Annotated in this window: 23 protein-coding genes; 17 read left to right on the top strand and 6 right to left on the bottom strand. The window is 71.0% G+C overall.

Features of this window, described 5'->3' with window-relative positions; translation table 11 throughout:
- Positions 1-16 precede the first annotated feature (16 nt).
- From VFL28_07640 to VFL28_07625, 4 genes are read left to right on the top strand one after another with little or no spacing between them, the layout of a single operon-like run.
- Positions 17-385: a MarR family winged helix-turn-helix transcriptional regulator gene (locus VFL28_07640; protein ID HET7264524.1), complete on the top strand. Its 369-nt coding sequence runs from the start codon at positions 17-19 to the stop codon at positions 383-385.
- The gene (locus VFL28_07635; GenBank protein ID HET7264523.1) at positions 382-1,497 is read left to right on the top strand and encodes a sialidase family protein; all 1,116 of its coding nucleotides are present in this window, start codon (positions 382-384) and stop codon (positions 1,495-1,497) included. The genes VFL28_07640 and VFL28_07635 overlap by 4 nt, the downstream gene beginning before the upstream one ends.
- Complete coding sequence (locus tag VFL28_07630) at positions 1,494-1,793, top strand: MoaD/ThiS family protein (protein HET7264522.1); 300 nt, start codon at positions 1,494-1,496, stop codon at positions 1,791-1,793. Before VFL28_07635 ends, VFL28_07630 begins: the two co-directional genes overlap by 4 nt.
- Before the next feature lie 4 nt (positions 1,794-1,797).
- Complete coding sequence (locus VFL28_07625) at positions 1,798-2,805, top strand: aldo/keto reductase (protein HET7264521.1); 1,008 nt, start codon at positions 1,798-1,800, stop codon at positions 2,803-2,805.
- Between the two features lie 28 nt (positions 2,806-2,833).
- Here the strand turns inward: VFL28_07625 and VFL28_07620 are convergent, their stop codons facing one another.
- Genes VFL28_07620 through VFL28_07610 form a run of 3 tightly spaced genes read right to left on the bottom strand, consistent with a single transcriptional unit; the run spans position 2,834 to position 5,471 of the window.
- The gene (locus VFL28_07620) at positions 2,834-3,865 is read right to left on the bottom strand and encodes a prenyltransferase (protein HET7264520.1); all 1,032 of its coding nucleotides are present in this window, start codon (positions 3,863-3,865) and stop codon (positions 2,834-2,836) included.
- Complete coding sequence (locus VFL28_07615) at positions 3,866-5,245, bottom strand: MmgE/PrpD family protein (GenBank protein HET7264519.1); 1,380 nt, start codon at positions 5,243-5,245, stop codon at positions 3,866-3,868. It abuts the gene before it with no gap.
- Positions 5,246-5,282: 37 nt separating this feature from the next.
- Positions 5,283-5,471, bottom strand: coding sequence for a hypothetical protein (locus VFL28_07610; GenBank protein ID HET7264518.1), 189 nt, complete (start codon positions 5,469-5,471; stop codon positions 5,283-5,285).
- Positions 5,472-5,660: 189 nt separating this feature from the next.
- Between VFL28_07610 and VFL28_07605 the strand changes: the two genes are divergently transcribed.
- The 5 genes from VFL28_07605 to VFL28_07585 are packed head-to-tail and all read left to right on the top strand — an operon-like array spanning position 5,661 to position 12,855.
- On the top strand, positions 5,661-6,362 hold the full coding sequence (locus tag VFL28_07605; protein HET7264517.1) for a DUF2848 family protein: 702 nt from the start codon (positions 5,661-5,663) through the stop codon (positions 6,360-6,362).
- Positions 6,362-7,351, top strand: a complete 990-nt coding sequence (locus VFL28_07600; GenBank protein HET7264516.1) for an LLM class flavin-dependent oxidoreductase — start codon at positions 6,362-6,364, stop codon at positions 7,349-7,351. Before VFL28_07605 ends, VFL28_07600 begins: the two co-directional genes overlap by 1 nt.
- Positions 7,352-7,369: 18 nt before the next feature.
- Positions 7,370-9,727 (top strand): xanthine dehydrogenase family protein molybdopterin-binding subunit, encoded by a 2,358-nt coding sequence (locus tag VFL28_07595; protein HET7264515.1) that lies wholly within the window; start codon positions 7,370-7,372, stop codon positions 9,725-9,727.
- Positions 9,728-9,767: 40 nt separating this feature from the next.
- Positions 9,768-11,495 carry an ABC transporter permease subunit gene (locus VFL28_07590; GenBank protein HET7264514.1) on the top strand — a complete coding sequence of 576 codons (1,728 nt, stop codon included), beginning with the start codon at positions 9,768-9,770 and terminating at the stop codon, positions 11,493-11,495.
- Positions 11,496-11,541: 46 nt separating this feature from the next.
- Positions 11,542-12,855, top strand: coding sequence for a nitrate/sulfonate/bicarbonate ABC transporter ATP-binding protein (locus tag VFL28_07585; protein ID HET7264513.1), 1,314 nt, complete (start codon positions 11,542-11,544; stop codon positions 12,853-12,855).
- A 16-nt stretch (positions 12,856-12,871) separates the two neighbouring features.
- Here the strand turns inward: VFL28_07585 and VFL28_07580 are convergent, their stop codons facing one another.
- Positions 12,872-14,251 (bottom strand): glycosyl hydrolase family 28-related protein, encoded by a 1,380-nt coding sequence (locus VFL28_07580; protein HET7264512.1) that lies wholly within the window; start codon positions 14,249-14,251, stop codon positions 12,872-12,874.
- A 168-nt stretch (positions 14,252-14,419) separates the two neighbouring features.
- On the opposite strand from VFL28_07580, the gene VFL28_07575 reads away from it, so the two are divergent.
- The 3 genes from VFL28_07575 to VFL28_07565 are packed head-to-tail and all read left to right on the top strand — an operon-like array spanning position 14,420 to position 17,078.
- On the top strand, positions 14,420-15,277 hold the full coding sequence (locus VFL28_07575) for an aldo/keto reductase (protein ID HET7264511.1): 858 nt from the start codon (positions 14,420-14,422) through the stop codon (positions 15,275-15,277).
- 11 nt (positions 15,278-15,288) lie between these two features.
- Positions 15,289-15,969: an ABC transporter ATP-binding protein gene (locus tag VFL28_07570; protein ID HET7264510.1), complete on the top strand. Its 681-nt coding sequence runs from the start codon at positions 15,289-15,291 to the stop codon at positions 15,967-15,969.
- Positions 15,957-17,078, top strand: coding sequence for an FtsX-like permease family protein (locus VFL28_07565; protein ID HET7264509.1), 1,122 nt, complete (start codon positions 15,957-15,959; stop codon positions 17,076-17,078). The genes VFL28_07570 and VFL28_07565 overlap by 13 nt, the downstream gene beginning before the upstream one ends.
- An 11-nt stretch (positions 17,079-17,089) precedes the next feature.
- On the opposite strand, the gene VFL28_07560 is transcribed toward VFL28_07565, so the two are convergent.
- Entirely contained in the window at positions 17,090-18,121 is a 1,032-nt protein-coding gene (locus VFL28_07560; GenBank protein ID HET7264508.1) for an alpha/beta hydrolase, read from the bottom strand.
- Between the two features lie 183 nt (positions 18,122-18,304).
- On the opposite strand from VFL28_07560, the gene VFL28_07555 reads away from it, so the two are divergent.
- A complete protein-coding gene (locus VFL28_07555) occupies positions 18,305-18,451 on the top strand; it encodes a hypothetical protein (GenBank protein HET7264507.1) in 147 nt (48 codons plus the stop codon).
- A 245-nt stretch (positions 18,452-18,696) separates the two neighbouring features.
- Positions 18,697-19,125, top strand: coding sequence for a cupin domain-containing protein (locus VFL28_07550; GenBank protein ID HET7264506.1), 429 nt, complete (start codon positions 18,697-18,699; stop codon positions 19,123-19,125).
- 44 nt (positions 19,126-19,169) lie between these two features.
- Here the strand turns inward: VFL28_07550 and VFL28_07545 are convergent, their stop codons facing one another.
- Positions 19,170-20,120, bottom strand: coding sequence for a threonine/serine dehydratase (locus VFL28_07545; protein HET7264505.1), 951 nt, complete (start codon positions 20,118-20,120; stop codon positions 19,170-19,172).
- Positions 20,121-20,160: 40 nt separating this feature from the next.
- Here VFL28_07545 and VFL28_07540 point away from each other — a divergent pair, with 40 nt between their 5' ends.
- Genes VFL28_07540 through VFL28_07530 form a run of 3 tightly spaced genes read left to right on the top strand, consistent with a single transcriptional unit; the run spans position 20,161 to position 22,126 of the window.
- A complete protein-coding gene (locus VFL28_07540) occupies positions 20,161-20,463 on the top strand; it encodes a metalloregulator ArsR/SmtB family transcription factor (protein ID HET7264504.1) in 303 nt (100 codons plus the stop codon).
- Between the two features lie 5 nt (positions 20,464-20,468).
- A complete protein-coding gene (locus VFL28_07535; protein ID HET7264503.1) occupies positions 20,469-21,665 on the top strand; it encodes a hypothetical protein in 1,197 nt (398 codons plus the stop codon).
- Positions 21,614-22,126 carry a hypothetical protein gene (locus tag VFL28_07530; protein HET7264502.1) on the top strand — a complete coding sequence of 171 codons (513 nt, stop codon included), beginning with the start codon at positions 21,614-21,616 and terminating at the stop codon, positions 22,124-22,126. The genes VFL28_07535 and VFL28_07530 overlap by 52 nt, the downstream gene beginning before the upstream one ends.
- Positions 22,127-22,130: the final 4 nt, after the last annotated feature.

Raw genomic sequence — 22,130 nt, 5'->3', positions numbered from 1 at the left:
TGATCCGGGGGCCGGAGTGGATCTCTCGGCGACAAGAAACTGCCGCTGCCTCGCGGCACGGCGCCGCGCCCGCATCCTGACGCGGATCTACGAGCGCCGGCTGCGTTTGCACGGGCTGCGCGCGACCCAGTTCTCCGTAATGGCCGCCCTCGCGCTCACGGGGCCAAGCCGGATCTCCAAGCTCGCCGCGCTGCTGGATTTGGAGCGGACCACGCTCACACGCGTCGCCGCGGTGCTCGAGCGCAACGGTTGGGTGGGCTTCGGGCGCGGCCCGGATGCCCGAACGCATCAACTGCGGCTGACGACGGCCGGACGGCGCAAGGCAGAAACCGCCTTTCCCGCGTGGAAGGAAGCGCAGGACTACGTCGAGAGGAGCGTGCGATGAGTCAGGTGCGGGTGCTCGTGGGAACACGCAAGGGCGCGTTTGTCCTCACGTCCGACGGGACGCGGGACCGGTGGAACGTCGCGGGCCCGCATTTCGCCGGATGGGAGATCTACCACGTCAAGGGCTCGCCGGTAAATCCGAACCGGCTGTACGCCTCACAGTCGAGCGGCTGGTTCGGCCAGCAGCTTCAGCGGTCGGACGACGGCGGGAAGACCTGGGAGCCGGTGGGCAACCAGTTCGCCTATGCCGGTCCGACCGGAACTCATCAGTGGTACGACGGCACCCAGCATCCGTGGGAGTTCAAGCGCGTGTGGCATCTCGAGCCGTCCCTGGCCGACCCGGAGGCCGTCTACGCGGGCGTGGAGGACGCGGCGCTCTTCCATTCGGCGGACGGCGGAAAGAGCTGGCAGGAGCTCGCGGGGCTGCGGGGGCACGGCACCGGACCGAACTGGATGCCGGGCGCAGGCGGCATGTGCCTCCATACGATCCTGCTCGATCCGCGCGACGCCGCGCGCATGTACATCGCGATCTCCGCCGCCGGGGTCTTCCGCACGGACGACGGGGCGAAGACGTGGCGGCCGGCGAACGGCGGTCTGCGCTCGGAGATCCTGCCGAATCCTACGGCCGAGGTGGGGCACTGCGTGCACCGCATCGCGATGCACCCGTCGAAACCGCGCACGCTGTTCATGCAGAAGCACTGGGACGTCTGCCGCAGCGACGACGGCGCGGAATCCTGGCATGAAGTGAGCGGCAACCTGCCGACGGACTTCGGGTTCGTCATCGACGTCCACGCGCATGAGCCGCAGACGATCTACGTGATCCCAATCAAGAGCGACTCCGAACACTTCCCGCTCGACGGCAGGCTGCAGGTCTACCGCAGCCGGACGGGCGGGAACGAGTGGGAAGCGCTGACGAACGGCCTCCCGCAGCGGGACTGCTACGTCAACGTGCTGCGCGACGCGATGGCCGTCGACTCGCTCGACAAATGCGGCCTCTACTTCGGCACGACGGGCGGACAGGTGTACGCGTCGGCGGACGCCGGCGACACGTGGAAGCCCATCGTCCGGGACCTGCCGGCGGTGCTGTCCGTCGAGGTGCAGACGCTCGCGTGATAAAGGTCGTCCTGCCGCATCATCTCCGCACGCTCGCGAGAACCGGGCGTGAGGTCGCGCTCGACGTCGAGGGCCGGGTGACGCAGCGCTCGGTCCTCGACGCGCTCGAGGAGCGCTATCCCGTGCTGCGGGGGACGATCCGCGACCACACGACGCAGCAGCGGCGCCCGCTCGTGCGGTTCTTTGCCTGCCAGCAGGATCTGTCGCACGAGTCGCCCGACACCCCGCTCCCCGAGGCCGTCGCCGCGGGGGACGAGCCGTTCATGATCGTCGGCGCGATCGCCGGCGGAACGTAGCGCCGTGGAGCGACGCCCGCTCGGCAAGACAGGACTCCGGGTCTCGGCGCTCGGCTTCGGCTGCGGGGCCGTGGGTGGCCTCATGGTCCGCGGCGATCACAGCGAGCAAACCGCCGCGGTCGCCCGAGCGCTCGACGCCGGCGTCACCTATTTCGATACCGCCCCAAGCTACGGCGACGGCCGGTCGGAGGAAAACCTCGGCCGGGTCATGCGGGAACTCGGCGCGTGGCGCGATGTCGTCGTCGGCACGAAGGTGCGCCTGCGACCGCCCGATCTCGACGATCCCGCGCCGGCGATCGCGCGATCCCTGGAAGCCAGCCTGGGCCGCCTCGGGCGCGAGTCCGTCGACCTCGTCCAGCTCCACAACCCGATCGCGGAGAGCGGCGAAGCCGCGCCGTCCGTGCAGGGGAGCGGCCAGGCGATCGGCCTCGACGCGGTTTGCGGGCCGATCGCGGACGGCATGCGCCGCCTCGTGTCGCGGGGGCTCGCGCGCTACATCGGCATCACGGGACTGGGACAGACCAAGGCGCTGCACGGCGCCGTGGCGTCCGGGAAGTTCGCCACGGCCCAGACCTATTACAACGCGGTGAACCCGAGCGGCGCGCACCCGGGCGCCGCGGGCGGCGAACAGGATTTTGCCGGCCTGATCGACGCGGCCGCGTCGGCCGGACTCGGCGTGATCGCGATCCGGGTCATGGCGGTGGGGGCGCTGTCGGCGCAGCCGGGCCGGCACATGAACGCGGGCGACCCGGGGTCGCAGCTCGCCGCGGGCGCCGGGTACGGACGAGATCTCGAACGCGCCGCGGCGATTCGCCGGCTCGCCGCGGAACTGGGCTACGACGGCCCGCTGGAACTCGCGCTTCGATTCGCACTGGCCGCACAGGGGATCTCGACGGTCCTCGTCGGCTACTCCGACCGGATACAGCTCGAGGACGCGCTGCGGTGGACCGGACGCGGCCCCGCCCCCGCGGACGTGATCGAGCGCGTGGCCGGCCTGGCGGGCGCGTCTTAGAGCCGGGCCGCCGCGGGCCGCGGCGCCGTTAGAATCGAAACGCGCGCGCGATCGCGCCGAGCGCGAGCCCGGCGATATAGACCCAGCCGAACAGCCGGTTGTGCATCAGCGAGACGCGATGGTACCACAGCGGCCAGCCGACGTACCCCGCCGGCGGCGCCGGGGGCTTCGGCTTCGCCATCACCGACAGCGCACGGGCGGCCCGGGGCAGCGCCACGGCGACGAGCACAACAAACGGCGTGATCGCGCGCGCGACGATCAGCGCCGCGACCACGGCGTACATCCCGGCGATCACCGCGCGGTTGAGCACCCGCGCCCGCCGGTCCCCGAGGACGACGGGCAGCGTCCGCTGCCCGTGGGCGCGGTCGAAGTTCGCCTGGTCGATGTGCTTACCGATGAGAATCGACATCACGCCGAGACCGTACGGAATCGACGCGAAGAACGCCGCCCCCGACAGCCGGCCGGCGATCACGAAGTAACCGCCGCCCACCATGAGCGGGCCCCAGACGAGAAACGCCGCGACCTCCCCCATGCCGATCGCCTTGAGCGGGGTGGGCGCGGCGTCGTAGAGGTACAGCAGCAGCAGGCCCGCGGCAAAAAACCCGAGGGCGATCGGCCCGCGCGCCGCGACGAAATACGCGGCAATCGCCGTGCCGACCGCCGCCAGGATGGCGAGTCCGGCGAGGAGGCTGCGGGCGTCGAGCACGCCGCTCGCGATCGGGTGTATCGTGTACCGGAGCCGCGGCGAATCCGGCGTGTCGTGGCCGCGCCGGTAGCCGAAGTAGTCATTGCTGAGGTTGCTGATCGCGTGCGCCGTGACGAAACCGACGAGCACAAGCACAAACGCGAGCGGGTCGAAGCGGCCGTCCGCCGCCGCGAGCAGCCCCGCGATCACCGCGGCCTGCGCCGAGATGACCAGGATCACGCTGCGGGCCGAGAAGAGAAACCCCGCGACCGGATCGAGCGCCGCGCGCGCCTCGGCGTGCGGCGGATAGAAGCCCACAAACGTCCTGAGCCAGAGTCGGGGACCGCGCTGCGCCGGGGTGGCCCGTCCGGCCATCTACGCCCCCCCTTCCGGCGGGACCAGCGACGCGATCAGGTCATCGAGCCGCGGGAGCGCCTCGATCGACGCCAGCAGGTCGAGCGCCCGCGCGCTCTGCACCGGGGGTAGAACACCCCGGGCGCAGTCGCGGAACTTCTCGTGCAGCTCCTCGCGGCTGAGCGGATTCTGCGGAGCGCCGCGCGGGTAGTCGACGCGGCGCTTCAACGGCGCCCCGCTGCGGCGGTGAATCTTGACGGTCACGTACCCCTCCTCGATCGGGTTGAACTCCACCGCGATGCTCGGGTCCTCCACCGGACGGACCGCCCGCAGCAGTGCCTGCGCGTCCGGACGCAGCACCTTCTCGTCGGTGAAGCTGTCGAGGGCGACGCGGCCGTCGAGCAACGCGGCGGCCACGACGTACGGCAGGCTGAACTTCCCTTCGAGGCCGGTGCGCGGACGGTCCCGGGTCACCGCGGCCAGCCCGCCCGGCGGCACCGTGACCTCCGCGGATTCGACGTCCCCGGCACGCAGCTCGTACTCACGAACCAGATCCAGCACGGCGTCGGCCGCGCGGTGCGTGGCATAGCAGCACGGATACCGCTTCACGTTCATGCCGGGCGACACCACGTCGTACGGATTGCCGAGCGAGGCCGCCAGGCCCGCCGTGCCGGCTTCGCCGTAGGCGAAGATGGCGAAGTAGCCGAGCGGCGCCTCCAGAATGGTGGTATCGCCGGTCATCCCTCTGCGCGCCAGACGCGCGGCGGCGACCCCGCAGCGTGCGGCGTGCCCCGGATGATAGGGCTTCGTCATCGTGCCGAAATTCTGGCGGCTGCCCGACGCCTCCGACGCCGCGACGGCGAGCGCGTGCTGCAACACTTCCGTCGGGAGCCCGAAGACCTTCCCCGCCGCCATCGCCGCGCCGAGCGTCCCGAGCGTGGAGGTCGCGTGCCAGCCGGTCCGGTAATGCGCCGTGCCCATCGCCCGGCCGAGCTTGGTCATGACCTCGACGCCGGCCACGTAGGCTTCCACCAGCCGGCGGCCGGACGCGCCCGCGCCCTGGGCCGCCGCGAGCGCCGCGGGCAGGATCACCACGCTCGGATGGCCAATCGAGGACCGGTTGACGTCGTCGTAGTCGAGGGCGTGCCCGCTGACCCCGTTGACCAGCGCGGCGCCCTCCATCGAAGTGCGAAGCCGCGCGCCCAGACGATCGGCCACCGGCGCGGCTCCGTCTTCCGCGACCGCGTCCGCGACGATCTTCGACACGGGTTCGGCCGCGCCGGCCAGAATCACGGCGACGGTGTCGATGATCGCGGACCGGGCCGCGTCCACCACGCCGGGGGGCGCCTCGTCGATCGACATCCGCGCCACCCACTGCGCCACGTCCCGCGTCAGTCCCATACCGCCACCACCACTCCCTGTCTCGACCCGCATTCGGCTATGCCGCCCGCCGCCGCATGCCGTCGATGAAGAGTGCGATCCCGGCGAGGCCCACGACCGCACCCGTGACGGCCCAGAATCTGGAACCCGTCATGAAGCTGCCCGGCAGCACGCGCATTCCCTGGAGGCACCACGTCCCGCCCGCGGCCAGCATCAACACGCCGAGCACGGCCTTTGCGGTGCGCATCGTCGATCCCCTCCCTTCCCGCGGCCTTCGGGCCGTGGAGACGGTTCCCTCCGTCCGCGAACGCCCCGAGCGGGCCGTGTCCGCGCGGCGACAAGGGGACGGGCTTGCAGTCCACGGAATGTATCTTGCGGGGGTGCGCCCGATGCCGAAAGCCGCAAGAAGCAACCACGAAGCCCTAGCGACGCGCGGATGACCTCCCTCGACCTGACGCTCCGGCAGAACGGCCGCGCCGCCCCGCTGCGGTTCGAGGTGCGCCGCGTGATCAACGCCGGCTTCTCCGGCCGCGACCGGGCGGCGGTGCAACGGCACATCGACGAGATGCGCGTGCACGGCATCCCGTGCCCGGACCGCGTGCCGGTCCTGTATCCGAAAATGGCCCACCTGCTCACCACGGCGGGGACGATTGAGGTGCTAGGCTCGGAGACATCCGGCGAGGCGGAGTTCGTCCTGCTCGCCGCGCCCGGCCGCATCCTGGTCGCCTGCGGCAGCGACCACACCGACCGCGGGCTCGAGAAGATCACGATCGAGAAATCGAAGCTGGTCGCGCCGAACGTGATCTCGAGCGAGGTGTGGGACCTCGAGGACGTGCGCGACGGCTGGGACGATCTCGTGCTGACGGGGCACGCGACGGTGGACGGCCGCCGCGCCCCGTACCAGGAGGGCCGGCTCGGATCGATGATGCGTCCGGACGACCTGCTGGCCCTCGTGCGCGGCCGGCTCGACGGCGACCTGACCGGCACCGCGATCTTCTCGGGCACGTTCGCGCTGCTCGGCGGCGCGTTCGCGTACGGCGAGCGCTTCGAGGTCGAGCTGCGTGACGACCGGCGTGGCACGGCGCTGCGCTGCGACTACCGCATCACGCCGATCCGGTGGCTGAGGGGAGAAGGCTGATGGCAAAGCTCAAGTTCGGCGTGTGGGTACCCTCCTACGCGTGGCGGGACGGCGGGTCCGAACGAATGCACCGGCTGACATCGTCCATCCAAAAATGCGAGGAATACGGCTTCGACATCTGGGTGATCGACCATCTGCTGACCGCTCCGGGTCTGTACGGCATGGCGTGGCTCGAGCCGCTGAACGTGCTCTCCTACGCCGCGGCGCTGACGCGGCGCGCGCGCCTCGCCACCGGCATCCTGGTCCTGCCGGTGCGGAACCCCGTGATGCTCGCCAAGGAGATCTCGACGCTGTGCCGGTTGTCCGGCGGACGCTTTGTCTTCGGCATCGGCCCCGGGTGGTACGCGCAGGAGTTCACGGTCACCGGCTCGAGGATCGAGGAGCGCGGACGGCGTACCGATGAGATCCTCGAAGCCGTGATGCTCCTGTTGAGCCGTCCCAACGCTTCCTACCACGGCCGGTACTACCAGTTCGACGACGTGACAATCGACCCGCGGCCCGCGGCGCCGCCCGAAGTATGGGTCTCCGGCGGGTCCCGTGTGCCGGACCCGGACGAACACGACGTCCCGTTCATGTCGAAAGCCGTGCTCACCCGCGTCGTGAAGGCCGGCAACTGGCTGTCGCGCTGCTCCGGCACCCAGGAGTGGGTAAAGCGGGATTGGGAGCAAATCAAGGCGCACGCCCGGACGATGGGCACAGACCCCGCGGGGATCACCTTCGGACACTGCAACTTCATTCACCTGGTGGACACGGCCGACCAGACCAAAGCGCTCGCGGAATCCCGCGAGCCGTTCATCCGGGTCATGGGGACGCACCGCTCCTACGAGCACCTGCAAGAGTGCTACATGATCGGCGGCATCGACCACATCAACGCGCGGATCGCGGATCTCGCCGGCGCCGGCCTCACCTACCTGGTGCTCGGACCGGTGACCGACGATCCCGGGCAGATCGACCTCATCGCCCGGCACGTCGCGCCCAACTTTGCCTGACCGGCGGGGCTGCCGCCCGTGAGCACGCGCTACGTCGGCGCAGCGGTGCGCCGGCGCGAAGACCCGCGCCTCCTGACGGGCGGCGGGCAGTACGTGGACGACATCGCGGCGGCCGGGTGTCTCTACGCGGCGGTCGCGCGCTCCACGCACGCCCACGCGCGTCTCGTGGCGGTCGATCTCGAACGGGCGCGGCGGCATCCTGCGGTCGTGGCCGCCTTCACGTTCGCCGATCTCGCGAAGGACCTCGCCCCGCTGCCGTCCGCGGGCCTCGCCCCCGCGGCGCTCGGCGCGCGCATCCGCTTCCAAGTCCGGAACGCGGCCCAGTTCGCGCTCGCCTCCGACCGCGTCCGCTACGCCGGGGAACCGATCGCCGTCCTCGCGGCCGATGGGCGCGCGGCCGCCGACGACGCCCTCGCGCTGGTCGACGCCGCCTACGAGCCGCTGCCGCCCGTGACGGACGTGGTCGCGGGCCTCGCGGCCGGCGCGCCCGTGGTCCATCCGGACTGGGGCGACAACGTGGCGGTGTGCTTTGCGATGCGGGTCGGCGACCCGGATCGGGCGTTCGCCAATGCGCCGGTGCGGGTCCGGGCGACGCTCCGGGTACCCCGCTCGGCGGGGATGCCGATCGAACCCCGCGGGGTGCTGGCGGTGCCGGACCGCCGGGACGGCGGTATCACCGTGTGGAGCTCGACGCAGGTGCCGCACATTCTGCAGCGCGCGCTCAGCGAGGCGCTGCGCCTCGCGGCGCACAAGGTGCGCGTCATCGCGCCGGACGTGGGCGGGGGCTTCGGCACCAAGTGTTCGGTCTATCCGGAGGAAATGCTGATTCCGCTCATCGCGACGCGCCTCCGCCGGCCGGTGAAGTGGATCGAAACGCGCCGCGAGCATATGCAGAGCGCCAGCCATTCGAGGGAACAGCTCCACGAGGCCGAGATCGCCGCGGACGCCGGCGGGACGGTGCTCGCTTTTCGCGACCGCCTGCTGTTGGATCAGGGCGCCTACAATCCGTGGGGCATCGTGCAGCCGTACAACACGGTGGCGCATACACTCGGCCCCTACCGTATCCGGCACGCCGCCTTCGACGTTCGGTCCGTCGTCACCAACAAGACGCCGCACGCCCCGTACCGCGGCGCCGGCCGCCCGGAAGCCGTGTTTGTGATGGAGCGCATGCTCGATCTGCTCGCCCGCCGCCTCGAGATCGATCCCGCCGACCTGCGCCGGCGCAACACGATCCGCAGCGACGAGATGCCCTACGACGCCGGGTTTCTCTACCGCGACGGCAACCCGTGCGTCTACGACAGCGGCGACTTCGCCGGCGCGCTCGAACGCGCGCTCGACCACGTCGGGTACGCCGCGTTCCGAAGCGAGCAGCGCGGGCTGCGCGCGCGCGGCGTGTACCGCGGCATCGGGATCGCGGCGTACGTCGAGGGCACCGGCATCGGACCCTACGAAAGCGCCGCCGTACGGCTGGACTCGTCGGGGAAGGTCGTCGTGGCGACCGGCGCCTGTTCACAGGGCCAGGGACACGAAACCACCTTCGCGCAGATCGCCGCGGACGCGCTCGGCGTCGCGCTCGACGACGTGACGGTGGTCGGCGGGGACACGCGGGCGATCGCGGCCGGCATCGGCACGTTTGCCAGCCGCAGCCTCGTCGTCGCCGGCAACGCCGTGGCCGGCGCGGCGACGGACGTCCGGGGGAAGGTGGTGCGCGCCGCCGCCGCGCTGCTCGAAGCCGCGGAGCCCGATCTCGACGTCGGCGGAGGGCGCGTCTTCGTGCGCGGCACCCCCGGCCGCGGGCTGACGCTGGCCGAAGTCGTGCGATCGAGCCTCCCCACGCTCGCCGGCGCGCGCGTCGCCGACCCGATCTTCGAAGCGTCCCGGTACGGGACCGTGCCGACGGTCACCTACGCGAGCGCCGTCCACGTCGCGGTCGTCGAGGTCGATCCCGAGACCGGCGCGGTCGCGATCCTCCGGTACGTCGTCGCCCACGACTGCGGCCGCGTGGTCAATCCACTGATTGTGGAAGGTCAGATCCACGGCGGCGTCGCGCAGGGGATCGGCGGCGGCATGAGCGAGATGCTGGCCTACGACACCGGCGGGCAGTTGCTCTCGGGGTCACTGATGGACTACGCGATCCCGAAAGCCCGGGAACTGCCGCGGTTCGAGACCGTCCATCTCGAGTATCCGTCGCCGCGCAACCCGCTCGGGGCGAAGGGCGTCGGCGAGGGAGGCGCGATCGCGCCCCCGGCCGCCCTCGCGAACGCCGTCGAAGACGCGCTGGCGCCGTTCGGAGTCCGGATCACGGAAGGCCCCCTGCTGCCGGAGCGAATCGTTGGATTGATCTCGGCTTCGAGCCCCGACCGGAGGGGAGCATGACGCCACCGGCTCGACATGCGCGGACGGCGCGCTCGGCCTGATGTCCGCCCGCGACCCCGGCCCCGTCCTCCTCCGTACGCCCCGCACGTGGGCGGCCGACGTCCTGATCCTCGGCAGCGTCGCCGCCGCGTTCTACGTGCTGCTGACGCTCGCGCCGCGGGAGCTGCACCGCTCGATCCCGTCCATCACGATCGACCTGCGGCCGTCCGCGCTGCCGGAATATGCGCTGCTCTCGCTGCTCCGCATGATCGGCGCCTACACCCTCGCGCTCGCCTTTACGCTCGGCGTCGGCTACGCCGCGGCGAGAAACGCGACGGCGGGCCGGCTGATCGTGCCGGCGCTCGATGTGCTGCAGTCCATCCCCGTGCTTTCGTTTCTGCCGACGGTGCTGCTGGCGATGATCGCCCTGTTTCCCGGACGGACGCTCGGCCTCGAGCTCGGGAGCATTCTGCTCATCTTCACGGGCATGGTCTGGAACATGGCGTTTAGCTTCTACCACTCGCTGCGGACGATTCCCGAAGAGCTGACCGAGGCGGCGCAGGCCTTCCGCCTGTCGCCTCTGCGCAGGCTGCTGTCGCTCGAGCTGCCGGCGTCGATTATCGGGCTCGTCTGGAACAGCATGATGTCCTGGGCGGGCGGATGGTTCTTCCTCATGGCCACCGAGGAGTTCACGTTGGGCAGGCAGTCGTTTGCGCTGCCGGGGTTGGGCAGTTACCTTGCCGACGCGGCGAACAAGGGCAACTTTGGCGCGATCTTGTGGGGGCTCGGCACGCTGATCGCGCTGATCGTCGCGCTCGATCAGCTGGTCTGGCGGCCCCTCATCGCCTGGAGCGAACGGTTCAAGGTCGAGCTGTCCGAGGGACAGGACGTCCCGCGCTCGTGGGCCCTCAACGTGCTGCGCGACTCCACCTTGCTGCCCGCCGCAGGCCGCGCGCTGCGCACGATGTCCGCGCGCATGCAGAAGGGACGGCCCCCGGCCCGTGCGCCCCGCCCGGCGGCGCCGGACCCCGCCGCCGCGGCGGTGACGAGGGGCTTGGGCTGGGTCGCGACCGCGGCCGCGCTCGCCGCCGTCGTCTGGGGCACCGTCTCCTTGATCAGACTGATCGCCGCCCTGCCGGCCGTGCAATGGCTCACGATCGGCGCGGGCACGGGAGCCACGCTGCTGCGGATCATCGTCGCCCTCGCCGTGTCGCTCGCCTGGACGGTCCCCGCGGGCGTCGCGATCGGGCTGCACCCGCGCCTCGCCCGGGTGGCGGAGCCCCTGGCGCAGGTCGCGGCGTCGGTGCCGGCGACCGCGGTCTTCCCGATCCTGCTGCTCCTCCTGATCCACGTCGGCGGCGGGCTCACGATCGCATCCATTCTATTGATGCTGCTCGGCACTCAATGGTACGTCCTGTTCAACGCCATCGCGGGGGCGATTGCGCTGCCGCGCGACCTGCTGGAGGCCACCGACGTGATGAAGGTCCGGGGCTGGGCGCGGTGGCGAACCCTCATCCTTCCGGGTATTTTTCCGCACCTCGTCACCGGCGGCATCACGGCCCAGGGCGGCGCCTTCAACGCCTCGATCGTCTCGGAATACGTGACGTTCGAGAACAGGACGCTGCAGACGATCGGCCTCGGCGCCCTGATCTCGGCGGCCGCCGCGAACGCGAATTACCCGCTGCTGGCCGCGGCGACCGTGGCGATGGGCACGATCGTCGTCGTCTGGAACCGCCTCTTCTGGCGGCGCGCGGCGCATCTCGCGGAGGAACGGTACCATCTGGGATGAACGATGCGCGGGCGCACGCGGCCCGGCGTGACGGAGGAGCATAGCCGTGGCGATCAGCAGCCCCCCGACCGTTCTCGTCGAGGCCAGGAGCCTGACCATTGCCTACGCGCGGCCCGACGGCGGATCGACCGCCGTGCTGTACCGCGTCGATCTGCAAATCCGCGCGGGCGAGATCCTCGCCCTGCTGGGCCCGTCCGGCTGCGGGAAGTCGAGCCTCCTCCGCGTGCTGGCCGGCCTGCTCCGGCCCACCGAGGGCACGGTCCTCTACCGCGGGCAGCCGCTCGCCGGTCCCAACCCGGGTGTCGCGATGGTGTTTCAAACTTTCGCCCTGTTCCCCTGGCTGACCGTGTTGGACAACGTCGAACTGGGGCTCAAGGCGGCGGGCGCGACACCGGAGCGGGCCCGGACGCGGGCGCTCGAGATGATCGACCTGATCGGACTCGACGGCTTCGAGTCGGCTTTCCCCAAGGAATTGTCCGGCGGCATGCGCCAGCGGGTCGGCTTCGCCCGCGCGCTCGCCGTGGAACCGGACATTCTGTTGATGGACGAACCCTTTTCCGCGCTCGACCCGCTGACCGCGGAGAACCTCCGCACGGACCTGCTGGAACTCTGGCTGAAGCGCCGTTTTCCGACGCGCGCGATCGTCGTCGTGACCCACAGCATCGAGGAGGCCGTGTTCATGGCCGACCGCATCATCGTACTGGCGACGACGCCGGGGCGCATCGTCGACGAGGTCCGGCCGGAACTGCCGCACTGGCGGGATCGCCGCTCGCCGCAGTTTCAACAGGTCGTCGAGCGGGTCTACGAGCTGCTGACCGGCGACCGCGCGCGGCGCCTCGAGCATCTCAAGCAGCTCATTCCCAGGCTGCCGAGCGCAACCGTCAGCATGCTGATCGGTCTCGTAGAGTTCATCCACGACCGGGGCAACGAGGCGGATCTCGCGCGGGTCGGCGCGGAGCTGCATTTCGACGTCGAAGATCTCCTCCCGGCCGTCGAGGCCGCGGAGCTCTTGGGCTTTGCGACCGCCCACGCCGGCGACCTGAAGCTGACCGAACGCGGTGGGGTGCTGGCCGCGGCGACCGTGCAGGAGAAGAAGGAGATCTTCCGCTCGCGGCTGCTCGACACGGTGAGCCAGACACGGGAGATCGTCGCGCAACTCAACCGAAACGAAGACCACCGGATGCCGGCCGGCGACGTGCTCGACGAGCTGGAGCGCCACTTCAGCAACGAGGAGGCGCGTCGCCAACTGGAGATCCTGATCGGCTGGGGGCGGTACGCCGAGATCTACGCGTTCGACGAACTGACGGACGACTTCTACCTGGAGCCTGGCGGCGTACCGGCCGAGGCGGTGTCGGGGTAAAGCCCCGCGGCCGGCTTTACTGTTCGATCACCTGGTAGCTCAGCACGTACCGTGTGCGGGACTGCAGATGCGAGGAGCGGAGCCGGACGCCTTGGTCCGACGTCGAGTGCACGTACACCCCCGCGGTCGCCGCGGAATCCGAATTCCAGCTCAGGATGACGATCGGCGGCTGCGGGTACACGCGCTGAAACCGGATCTCGCCGAACGGGGCCGCGCCGTCCGGGGCGGCCGCGCCCGTCGTGAACGAGACGGTGCCGGCAACCGCCGTGCAGCTGCAGCCGTCGAGCGTGATGCCCGAATCCCGCGCCGGCACAAACGCGGCGATCGGGGCCGCCGCGCTGATGAACCCGACGGGGCCTGCGCCGCTCTCCTGCGTCGCGATGCGGGTGACCCGCGGCGGAGTGACGACGTCGGACGCCAGGCGGGCGGGTACCGGCAGGCGGACGTCGATCAGCGTGACGACGCTCACGTCGTGGGCCGGCCGGGCGATGACCACCGCCGTCCCATGCGGCGCGTCCGCAATCAGTTCGGTGGCGATGATGTCGATGGCCTCGGCGTCGGTGCCGGAGATCCGCACGGGCACACGGGTCGGCGCCCCCGGGAAACCGCCGCCGCCGCCGATCCCCGAGTTCATCACGGTGTCGACCGCGCCGGTGATCTCCAGACAGGCGCGCCCCGCCGTTTGACCGCAGTGGTGGGCGAAGATATTGTCGAACGTGCTCTGATAGAAGAGGTTGCCGCCGATCCCCGCGATGATGGCCGAGGTCGCGTATTCGGTCGAAATGTTCGTGAGCCGGTCTCCCGTGCCGCCGCCCCGCAGAAAGATGCCGTAGTTGAGGTAGGGGATCACGCCGTTGGGCGGCCCCTCGACTCTAATCGACGAAAAGGTACAGCGTACGCAGGCGTCGGGAAGCAGCAGCCCGCCGGTCCCGGTGTGAGCGTTCGCGGTAAGGTCCAGCACGAGGTTTTGAATCTGCACCGGGTTCGCGGTGACCATCACCGCCGGGCCGGAACCGACGAATTTGACGACGCACGCCGCCCGCCCGGCGGACGGCGACCCGGCGAAGTCCGTACCGAGCACCAGGGTGGCCGATACGAGGTAGATCCCCGACCGGCAAAAGACGGGGCGGCCGCTCGTGGCCGCCTCGGTGAAAGCGGCCTGGACCGCCGCGGTATCGTCCGTGACGCCGTCCCCGCGCGCCCCCGCGGAGCGGATGTAGACCCACGGCGGATCGAGAGGATCGAAGGAGTCGGTCGTCGTCCGGGGCACCGGTGGCGAGATCGCGGCGGACGGGTGCGGCCGCTCGCCGCCGCCGACGACGCCGATGTAGGTCGCCGGGGAAGTCGCTACAAGAATAAACGCCGCGATCAGGCCAACCGGAACCCAGGCTCTCACACAGTCCCCCCTGCCGGAAGATCGCCGTCACACGGCGAACGCTTCTCCCGCCATCCGCCGGTATTGTGCCCGGGACCGACGCTAAGTAGACGGCGTGGCTAAGTAGACGGTGGACGCCGAGGGGCCGGACGGTCATTCCACGACGATGGAGGGGGAGGTCCACGGGCCGTGATCCCAACGCTGGCGTTCGGACGTACCGGGCACGAGAGCACCCGCACGATCTTCGGGGCGGCGGCGCTCGCCCGGGTCACCCAGGATCAGGCCGATCCGGTGCTGGAGCTGCTGCTGCGCTACGGCGTGAATCACATCGACGTCGCGGCGAGCTACGGGGAGGCGGAACTGCGGATCGCGCCGTGGCTGCGGACGCACCGCGACCGTTTCTTTCTCGCGACCAAGACCGGCGCGCGCACCTACGACGCCGCGAAGCGACAGATCCACCAGTCGCTCGAGCGGATGGGGGTCGGTCGGATCGACCTGATCCAGCTGCACAATCTGGCCGACCCGATCGAGTGGGACACCGCGCTCAGCCCGCGCGGCGCGCTCGACGCCTGCCGGGAGGCGCGCGACGAAGGCCTCGTGCGGTTCATCGGGGTGACCGGCCATGGGACCCAGATCGCGGCCACGCACCTGCGCAGCCTCGAGCGGTTCGACTTCGACTCGGTGCTGCTGCCCTACAATTACGTGATGATGCAGGACGGGCACTACGCCGGGATGTTCGAGCGCGTCGCCGCGGCCTGCCGCGACCGCAACGTCGCGGTGCAGACGATCAAGTCGGTGGCGCGGCGCCCGTGGTGGGGCCGGGAGCGCACCCGGACCACGTGGTATCAGCCGGTCGAAGACCAGCGGGACATCGACCTCGCGGTCCACTGGGTGCTCGCCCGGCCCGGCATCTTCCTCAACACCGTCGGCGACGTCGCGCTGCTGCCGAAGGTGCTCGACGCCGCCTCGCGATACGCCGCACCTCCGGACGAGGCCGCGGTGCGCGAGTCGGCGGCCCGCCTCGAGATGCTGCCGCTGTTCGTCTGAGCGGCCCGTCCATGGCCGAGCCGCTCGTCGCGCTCGAGCAGGTGAGCCGCGGCTACGACGGCGGCCGGGTGGTCGCCCTGCGCGACGTCACGCTCCGTGTGGCCCCGGGCGAGTTCGTCGCGATCGTCGGTCCGAGCGGGAGCGGGAAGTCGACGTTGCTTCACCTGCTCTGCGGCCTCGACCGCCCGACGGCCGGCCGCGTGCTGTTCCGCGGCGCGGAGCCGCCCTCGCCGGCCGCGTGGACCCGGGTACGGGCGCGGCAGATCGGCTTCGTCTTCCAGGCGTTCTATCTGTTCCCGACGTTGACCGCGCTCGAGAACGTCGAGATCCCGATGTTCGGCGTCGTGCCGCACGCGGCCGAGCGGCGGCGGCGCGCGCGCGCCCTGCTGGACCGCGTCGGCCTCGGCGGCCGGCTGGACCACCTGCCGTCGCAACTCTCCGGCGGCGAGCGGCAGCGCGTCGCGATCGCCCGCAGCCTGGCCAACACTCCGATTCTCATAGGCGCCGACGAACCGACGGGCAACCTCGATTCGCACGCTTCCCTGGAGGTGCTCGACCTGCTCGCCGACCTGCGGCGGCGCGACGGCGCGAGTCTGGTTCTGGCCACCCACAACACCGAGGTCGCCGCCCGGGCCGGCCGGATCATCCGCCTGGCCGACGGCCGGATCGTCGCCGACTCGTGCGCTTCCTGAGCATTCCCGCACGCAACCTGACCCGCCGGCCCGTGCGGTCCGTCCTGACCGCGTTTGGGGTCGCGCTGGCGGTCGGCGGGTTCGTGGTCCTGACGGGATTTTCGCGCGGCATGGAGCACGCCTGGACGGTGAGCCTGGTCGAACGCGACGTCCACATGACCGCGATCCCGCGCGGCACGGTGGAGATTCTGACGGCGTCCGTGGACGACTCGCTGGCGGCCCGGCTCGCGCAATTCGCGGGCGTGCGCGACGCCACCGAGGAACTCGCGGATATGGTCATGCTGCCGTCGGGCCAGCCGGTGCTGGTGGTCGGCTGGCCGGCGGGTAGCTTCCTGTGGGAGACGCTGCGCCTCAGCGCCGGCCGCCTCCCCGCCGCGGCGCGGCCGGACGGCGCCGTGGTCGGCCAGGGGCTCGCGGCGGCCCTCCGGCTCGAGCCGGGCGGCAGCCTCGATCTCCTCGGGACGCGGCTCGCCGTGACCGCGGTCTTTCGTCCGAGCGGCGTGATCAACAACAACATGGTCATCATCCCGCTGCCGACGCTGCAGCGGCTCCTCAATCGGCCGGGCAAGGCAACGGTCATCGACCTGCGGCTGGCGCAGCCCGGGGATCCTGAGCAGGTCGACGCGGTGCGGGCGCGGCTCGCCGCCGCGTTCCCCGGTCTTACCTTCACGGAAACGCGCTCGGTGGCCGACAGCAACGACATCCTGCGCCTGATCCGCGCGATGGCGTGGGGCATCTCCATCATCGCGCTCGCGATCGGGCTGTTCACGGTATTGAACACCCTGCTTATGTCCGTCACGGAGCGCATCCGCGAGTTCGGCGTGCTGTCCGCGCTCGGCTGGAGTCCCGGGCGCGTGCTCGCGATGGTCGTGCTCGAAGGGCTCGCCCTTACGCTCGCCGGCAGCGCGGCCGGCGTCGTCCTGGGCGCCGCAGGGCTTCGGTGGCTCGCGCAGACGCCGATGCTGCGCGGCATCGTCCAGCCGGAGATCGGTCCGCGCCTGCTGCTGGAGGCCGCCGCCGTGACGCTCGTGCTCGGGATCGCCGGCAGCCTGTACCCCGCAGCCCGCGCGGTGGCCGTACAGCCGGTGGACGCGCTGAAGTACGAGTAGGCGGCGCCCCCCTACACGGCCGCCGTGCCGGCCAGCCGGTCGTACCAGGCGGTGATGAACGGATTGAAGTAGCGGTGGTGCACGACGATCGAGCCGTGCACCACCGGATCGCCGGCATCGGACGACGCGACCTCGTGCACCGCGCCGCGGGGAAAGAACCGCGCGGCGACCGACGGCGTGCGCAGCGCCGCGAGCGTGGGTGAGGTCGGCACGAATACGCCGTCCTCGTCTTCCGCGAACAGCACGAGCGCCGGCCCGCGGAAAATCGGCGTGCGGGCAGACGGCCAGCTCAGAGCCCGCAGCGCCAGCGCCCGTTCGTAATAGCCGGTCACGCTGATCTCGTGCACGGCGGCGAGTACCCGGGCGATGATCGCCGCATTGCGGTCGTTGAGCAGCCGCGTCGCGCGCTCGCGGCGGAAGAGGCTGCCGAAGGCGCGCCGCGTGCGGGCCACTTCGCGCTCGAGATCGCCGTGGTGGCCGCCGAGGAAGAACGTCCGCGCGGCCCGTTCCCGCAGCGGCGCGGCGCCGGCCGCCGCGGCGTCCAGACGGACCATGTCCGCGGCGCAGAGTATCGGGCTGACCATGACGACGCCGGCGAGCTGGAGCTGGGGCCCGGCGTGCGCCGGCTGCGCCCCCCGCTCGCACAGCAACTTCACCACCAGCCCCGCGCCGAAGCAGATGCTGAAGAGGACGGGGTACTCGCCGCGCGCGTTGAGGTGCCTGATGAGCCCGCCGACCTGCGCGAAGAGCGCCCGGGTGCAAAACCGGTTGCGCGGATAGTTGACGTAGTAGATGTCGCCGTAACGCGCGACGAGGTCCCGCTGATACTCGATCGACTCTGTGGCGTCGGGCAGGAAGCCCGCGATGACGATCGTCGGCGTCCGCCCGGCACCGGTCTGCCGGAAAATCTGACTCTGCGCCGCGGCATCGGCGCCGTCTCGGCCGTCGCGCGGCCGGGCGGATGGAAACGGGACGATGGGGCCGCCGAGACCCGGGCTCGACTGGCCCTCCAGGGACGGCGCCTGCGGTGGACGCGCGGTCATCGGCCGAGCGGCAGGTTCGGCGCACCGTCTCGGCGATCCTTTGCAGACGTGCTCGATTGAGCGGCGGCCGGCGGTGTACTCTTTCGGGTTCGCGAGTCTACCGCATCCGGCGGCTCGGCATTATATCGGATGGCGGGTTCGCCCGTCGGACATCGGTGGCGGCTCCCGCGGAAAGGGACGAACTTGAGCAATCTTCGTCGGCTCCGCGGCGTCGCCGGTATCCTCGCGGGCACCGCGACGGCGTGGCCGGCCGACTGTCTGACCGTCATCTTCCCGGCGGCCGGGCTCTCGCGCCACGGCCGCGCGGACATCTTCCGGCACACCGTCTAGGGGCGACCCGCACCACCGGCCGGGGGCATGGTCGGCCGATGAGCATGCCCCCGGCTGCACCACTCGCGCGCAATCCCGAACGGAGGACCGCACCGGGCCCCCACGCTTTTGTGCACCGCGTTGCCCTACAATAAAGACGGCGACGCCGGCGCATATCGCCGGCTCGTCCCCGTAAGGGGGAGACGCCTCGTTGACCGCCCGTCCCAATCGTGCGGCCGGCCCAAGGCGCCGTGGGAGGAAGCGAGATGGCGTCTTCACCGGACAATCTGACGCACGACATAGACGGGAGCGGCGGCATTCTGACCGTACGCGGTAGCACCCTCCACCGCAGCTGGAACAACATCCGCTACAAGACGGGGTTGTCCGCGAAGAACGTCGGGGCCAAGCACCTCTCGATGAACGTCGCGACGATCCCGCCCGGGGGCGTGGCCTACGCCCACATCCACGTCGGGTTCGAGGTAATGCTCTACATCCTGCGGGGCCGCGTCCGGCATGAGTACGGGCCGAACTGTTCGCTGAGCATCGACAACGAGGCGGGCGACTTCATTTTCATCGAGCCGGGGATCCCCCACGAAGTGCGCAACCTCAGCGACACGGAGCCTGTCGTGGCCGTCGTCGCGCGGTCCGACGCCTCCGAGTGGGAAAACATCGTCTCGTACGAACGGCGGCGGTAGGCGGCGGGCGTCCGCCCGCCGGGCAGCCGTGGGCTTGGACCCGTCTACCGGGTGAAGTCTACGGCGGTGGTATTGCCGCCGCTGACGAGCACGCCGACGCGCGCACCCGGCTCGGGCTGATAGCGGCCGGACAGCAGCGCGGCCAGTGCCGCGGCGCCGCCCGGCTCCGCCGCGACCCGCGCGGCGTTCCACAGCGCCTGCTGCGCGTGCCGGATCGCCTCGTCCGTGACCAGTACGACCCGGCTCACGTAGCGCTGCGCGATCGGATACATCAACTCCCCGACCCGGCGCGGCGCAAGCGAGTCCGCGGCGAGTCCACCCGCCTCGGCGTCCACGGGACGACCGGCCGCGAGCGCGCGATACAGGGTCGGGGAAGCCTCCGGCTCGACGCCGACGACGCAGACGCCCCCGCCAAACCACGCCGCGATGCCGCCGATCAGCCCGCCGCCGCCGACGGCGACGAGGAGGGTGTCGACGGCCGCCCCCTGCTCCGCCAGTTCGAGCCCGATCGTGCCCTGCCCGAGCAGGGTCTCGACCTGGTCGAAAGCATGGACCGGCAGCGCGCCGCTCGACGCGGCCCACGCCTCGCTCGCCTCGAGGGCGTCCGCGTACCGGTCGCCGCCGACGACGAGATCGGCGCCGTAACCGCGGATCCGGTCGATCTTCGCCTGCGACGAGATCGCCGGCACGAAGATCTTCGCCGGAACACCGGTCTTCATCGCGGCGTACGCGACCGCCGCCCCGTGGTTGCCGCCCGACGCCGCGACGACGCCGGCGCGCGGCACCGTCCGGCCGAGCAGGTTCGCGAAGGCCCCGCGCGCCTTGAACGAGCCGGAGTGCTGAAAGAGCTCGAGCTTCAAGAGGGTCGGAAACCGGCCCAAACCGAAATCCGCGCCGTCCACCTCGAGGACGGGGGTACGCCGGATGTACGGTTTGATGACCGAATAAGTGGCCGCGATCCGTTCCCGGGTGATGCGATCCGCACACTCCGCCATGGCACTTGACATACTATTAGATAATTAGCAAAGTTACAATATGTCCACCGAGGCGGCGATCCGGGCCCTCGCCAACGAGCGTCGGTTGCGCATCCTGGAGTGGCTGAAGGATCCCACGGCACACTTTCCGCCGCAGGCGGACGGCGACCTGATTCGGGACGGGGTCTGCGGCCTGCTCATCGCCCGGAAGCTCGGGATCAGCCAGCCGACGGTGAGCCGGCACATGCAGATTCTCACTCAAACGGGACTCGTCCGGGCCAAGCGGATCAAACGCTGGACGTTCTACAAGCGAGACGAAGCGCGCATTCGAGACATCAAGAAGACGGTACTGGCAAAGGTCTAGACCGCGTGGACCACGGCCGCGACGAGGCGCGGTTCCAGGATCTCGCCGCCGTGCTGGACGAGATTCGCGTCACCGCCTCGATCTCGGCGAAGGTCGCCCGGCTGGCCGGGTACCTCACGACGCTCTCGGACGAGGACCTCGGCCGCGCCTGCACGTTTCTCGCGGGCCGGCCGTTCGCGCCGGGCGACGGCCGCCGCCTCGGCCTGGGGTGGGCCGCGATCGGCGCGGTGCTCCAAGAGTTGACGCGCGCGCCGGACGCGGAGATGGGCGCGACCTACCGTGCCCACGGCGATCTCGGGGACGCCGCGGCCGCGCTGCTCGCACGGTACCCGCCGCCGGCCGGCCTGTTCGCGCGGCCGCTCACGCTTGCGCACGTCGAGGAAGAGTTCGCGGCGATCGCCGCGGCCCAGGGCCGGGCGTCGCGGCGCGCCAAAGCCGCGGCGCTGCGGGACCTCCTCGGCGGCACCGCCCCGCGAGAAACGGCATACCTCATCAAGATCATGACTTCGGACATGCGGGTCGGCCTGCGCGAAGGGCTGCTGCTGCCCGCGATCGCCACGGCCTTCGCGCGCGACCCCGCGGCGGTGCGGCAGGCGGCGCTGTTGATCGCCGAACCGGGGGAGGTCGCGGTGCGCGCCCGCGCCGGAACGCTGGACGGCGCCTCGCTCGTCCCCGGCCGCCCGTTCCGCTTCATGCTGGCGAGCCCGCTGGAGACGCCCGCCGACGCCTTCGACGACCGCACGCCCGTCCTGTGGGTCGAGGACAAGTACGACGGCATCCGCGTCCAGGCGCATCGCACGGGCGAGGGGGTGGTGATCCTCTCGCGGACGCTCGACAATGTGACGGCGGCGTTTCCGGAGCTCCCGCCGGCGCTCGCCGCGCGCGCCGGCGCGTACATCGTCGACGGCGAGATCGTCGCCTGGAAGGACGGCCGCGCGCTCGCGTTTGGACGGCTGCAGCAGCGGCTGCAGCGCCGACGCCCGGGAGCGCTGGTCGCCGAGATTCCGGTCGTGCTCGTGGCCTTCGACGTGGTGCACCTCGACGGCCGGGACCTGCTCGGTCTGCCGCTGGCGGAGCGGCGCTCGAAGCGCTCGACCTTCCGTCGCCGGTCCGGCTCAGCACCGCCGAGGAGGCGCGGACCCCGAAGGACCTGGAGCGGCGCTTCGCCGCCGCGCGGGCGGCCGGCAACGAGGGCATCGTGATGAAGCGGCCGGACGCGCCCTACCAGCCCGGCCGGCGCGGACGGCTCTGGACGAAATGGAAACCCGGCGTCGGCACGCTCGACGTCGTCGTGGTCGCGGCGGAGTACGGGCACGGAAGGCGCGCCGGCGTGCTCTCCGACTACACGTTTGCGGTCCGGGACGCGGACCGGCTGGCGACGATCGGCAAAGCGTATTCGGGCCTCACGGACAAAGAGATTAAGGAACTGACCGCCTGGTTTCTCGCGCACACGCGCGAGGACCTCGGGTTCATGCGGACGGTCGAACCGGGGGTGGTGCTCGAAGTCGCCTTCGATGCGATCACGCGGAGCGACCGTCACGACTCGGGGTTCGCGCTGCGCTTTCCGCGGATCGTTCGCGTCCGCGACGACAAACCGGCCGCGGAGACCAACACGCTCGACGACGTGCGCCGGATGTTCGAAGTGCTGCACTCCCATCGATGAGCCT

It is taken from the genome of bacterium (assembly GCA_035691305.1).
Lineage (GTDB): Bacteria > Sysuimicrobiota > Sysuimicrobiia > Sysuimicrobiales > Segetimicrobiaceae > DASSJF01.
The sequence above is the reverse complement of the archived record's forward strand: the minus strand, read 5'-3'. Positions and strand labels throughout refer to the sequence as shown.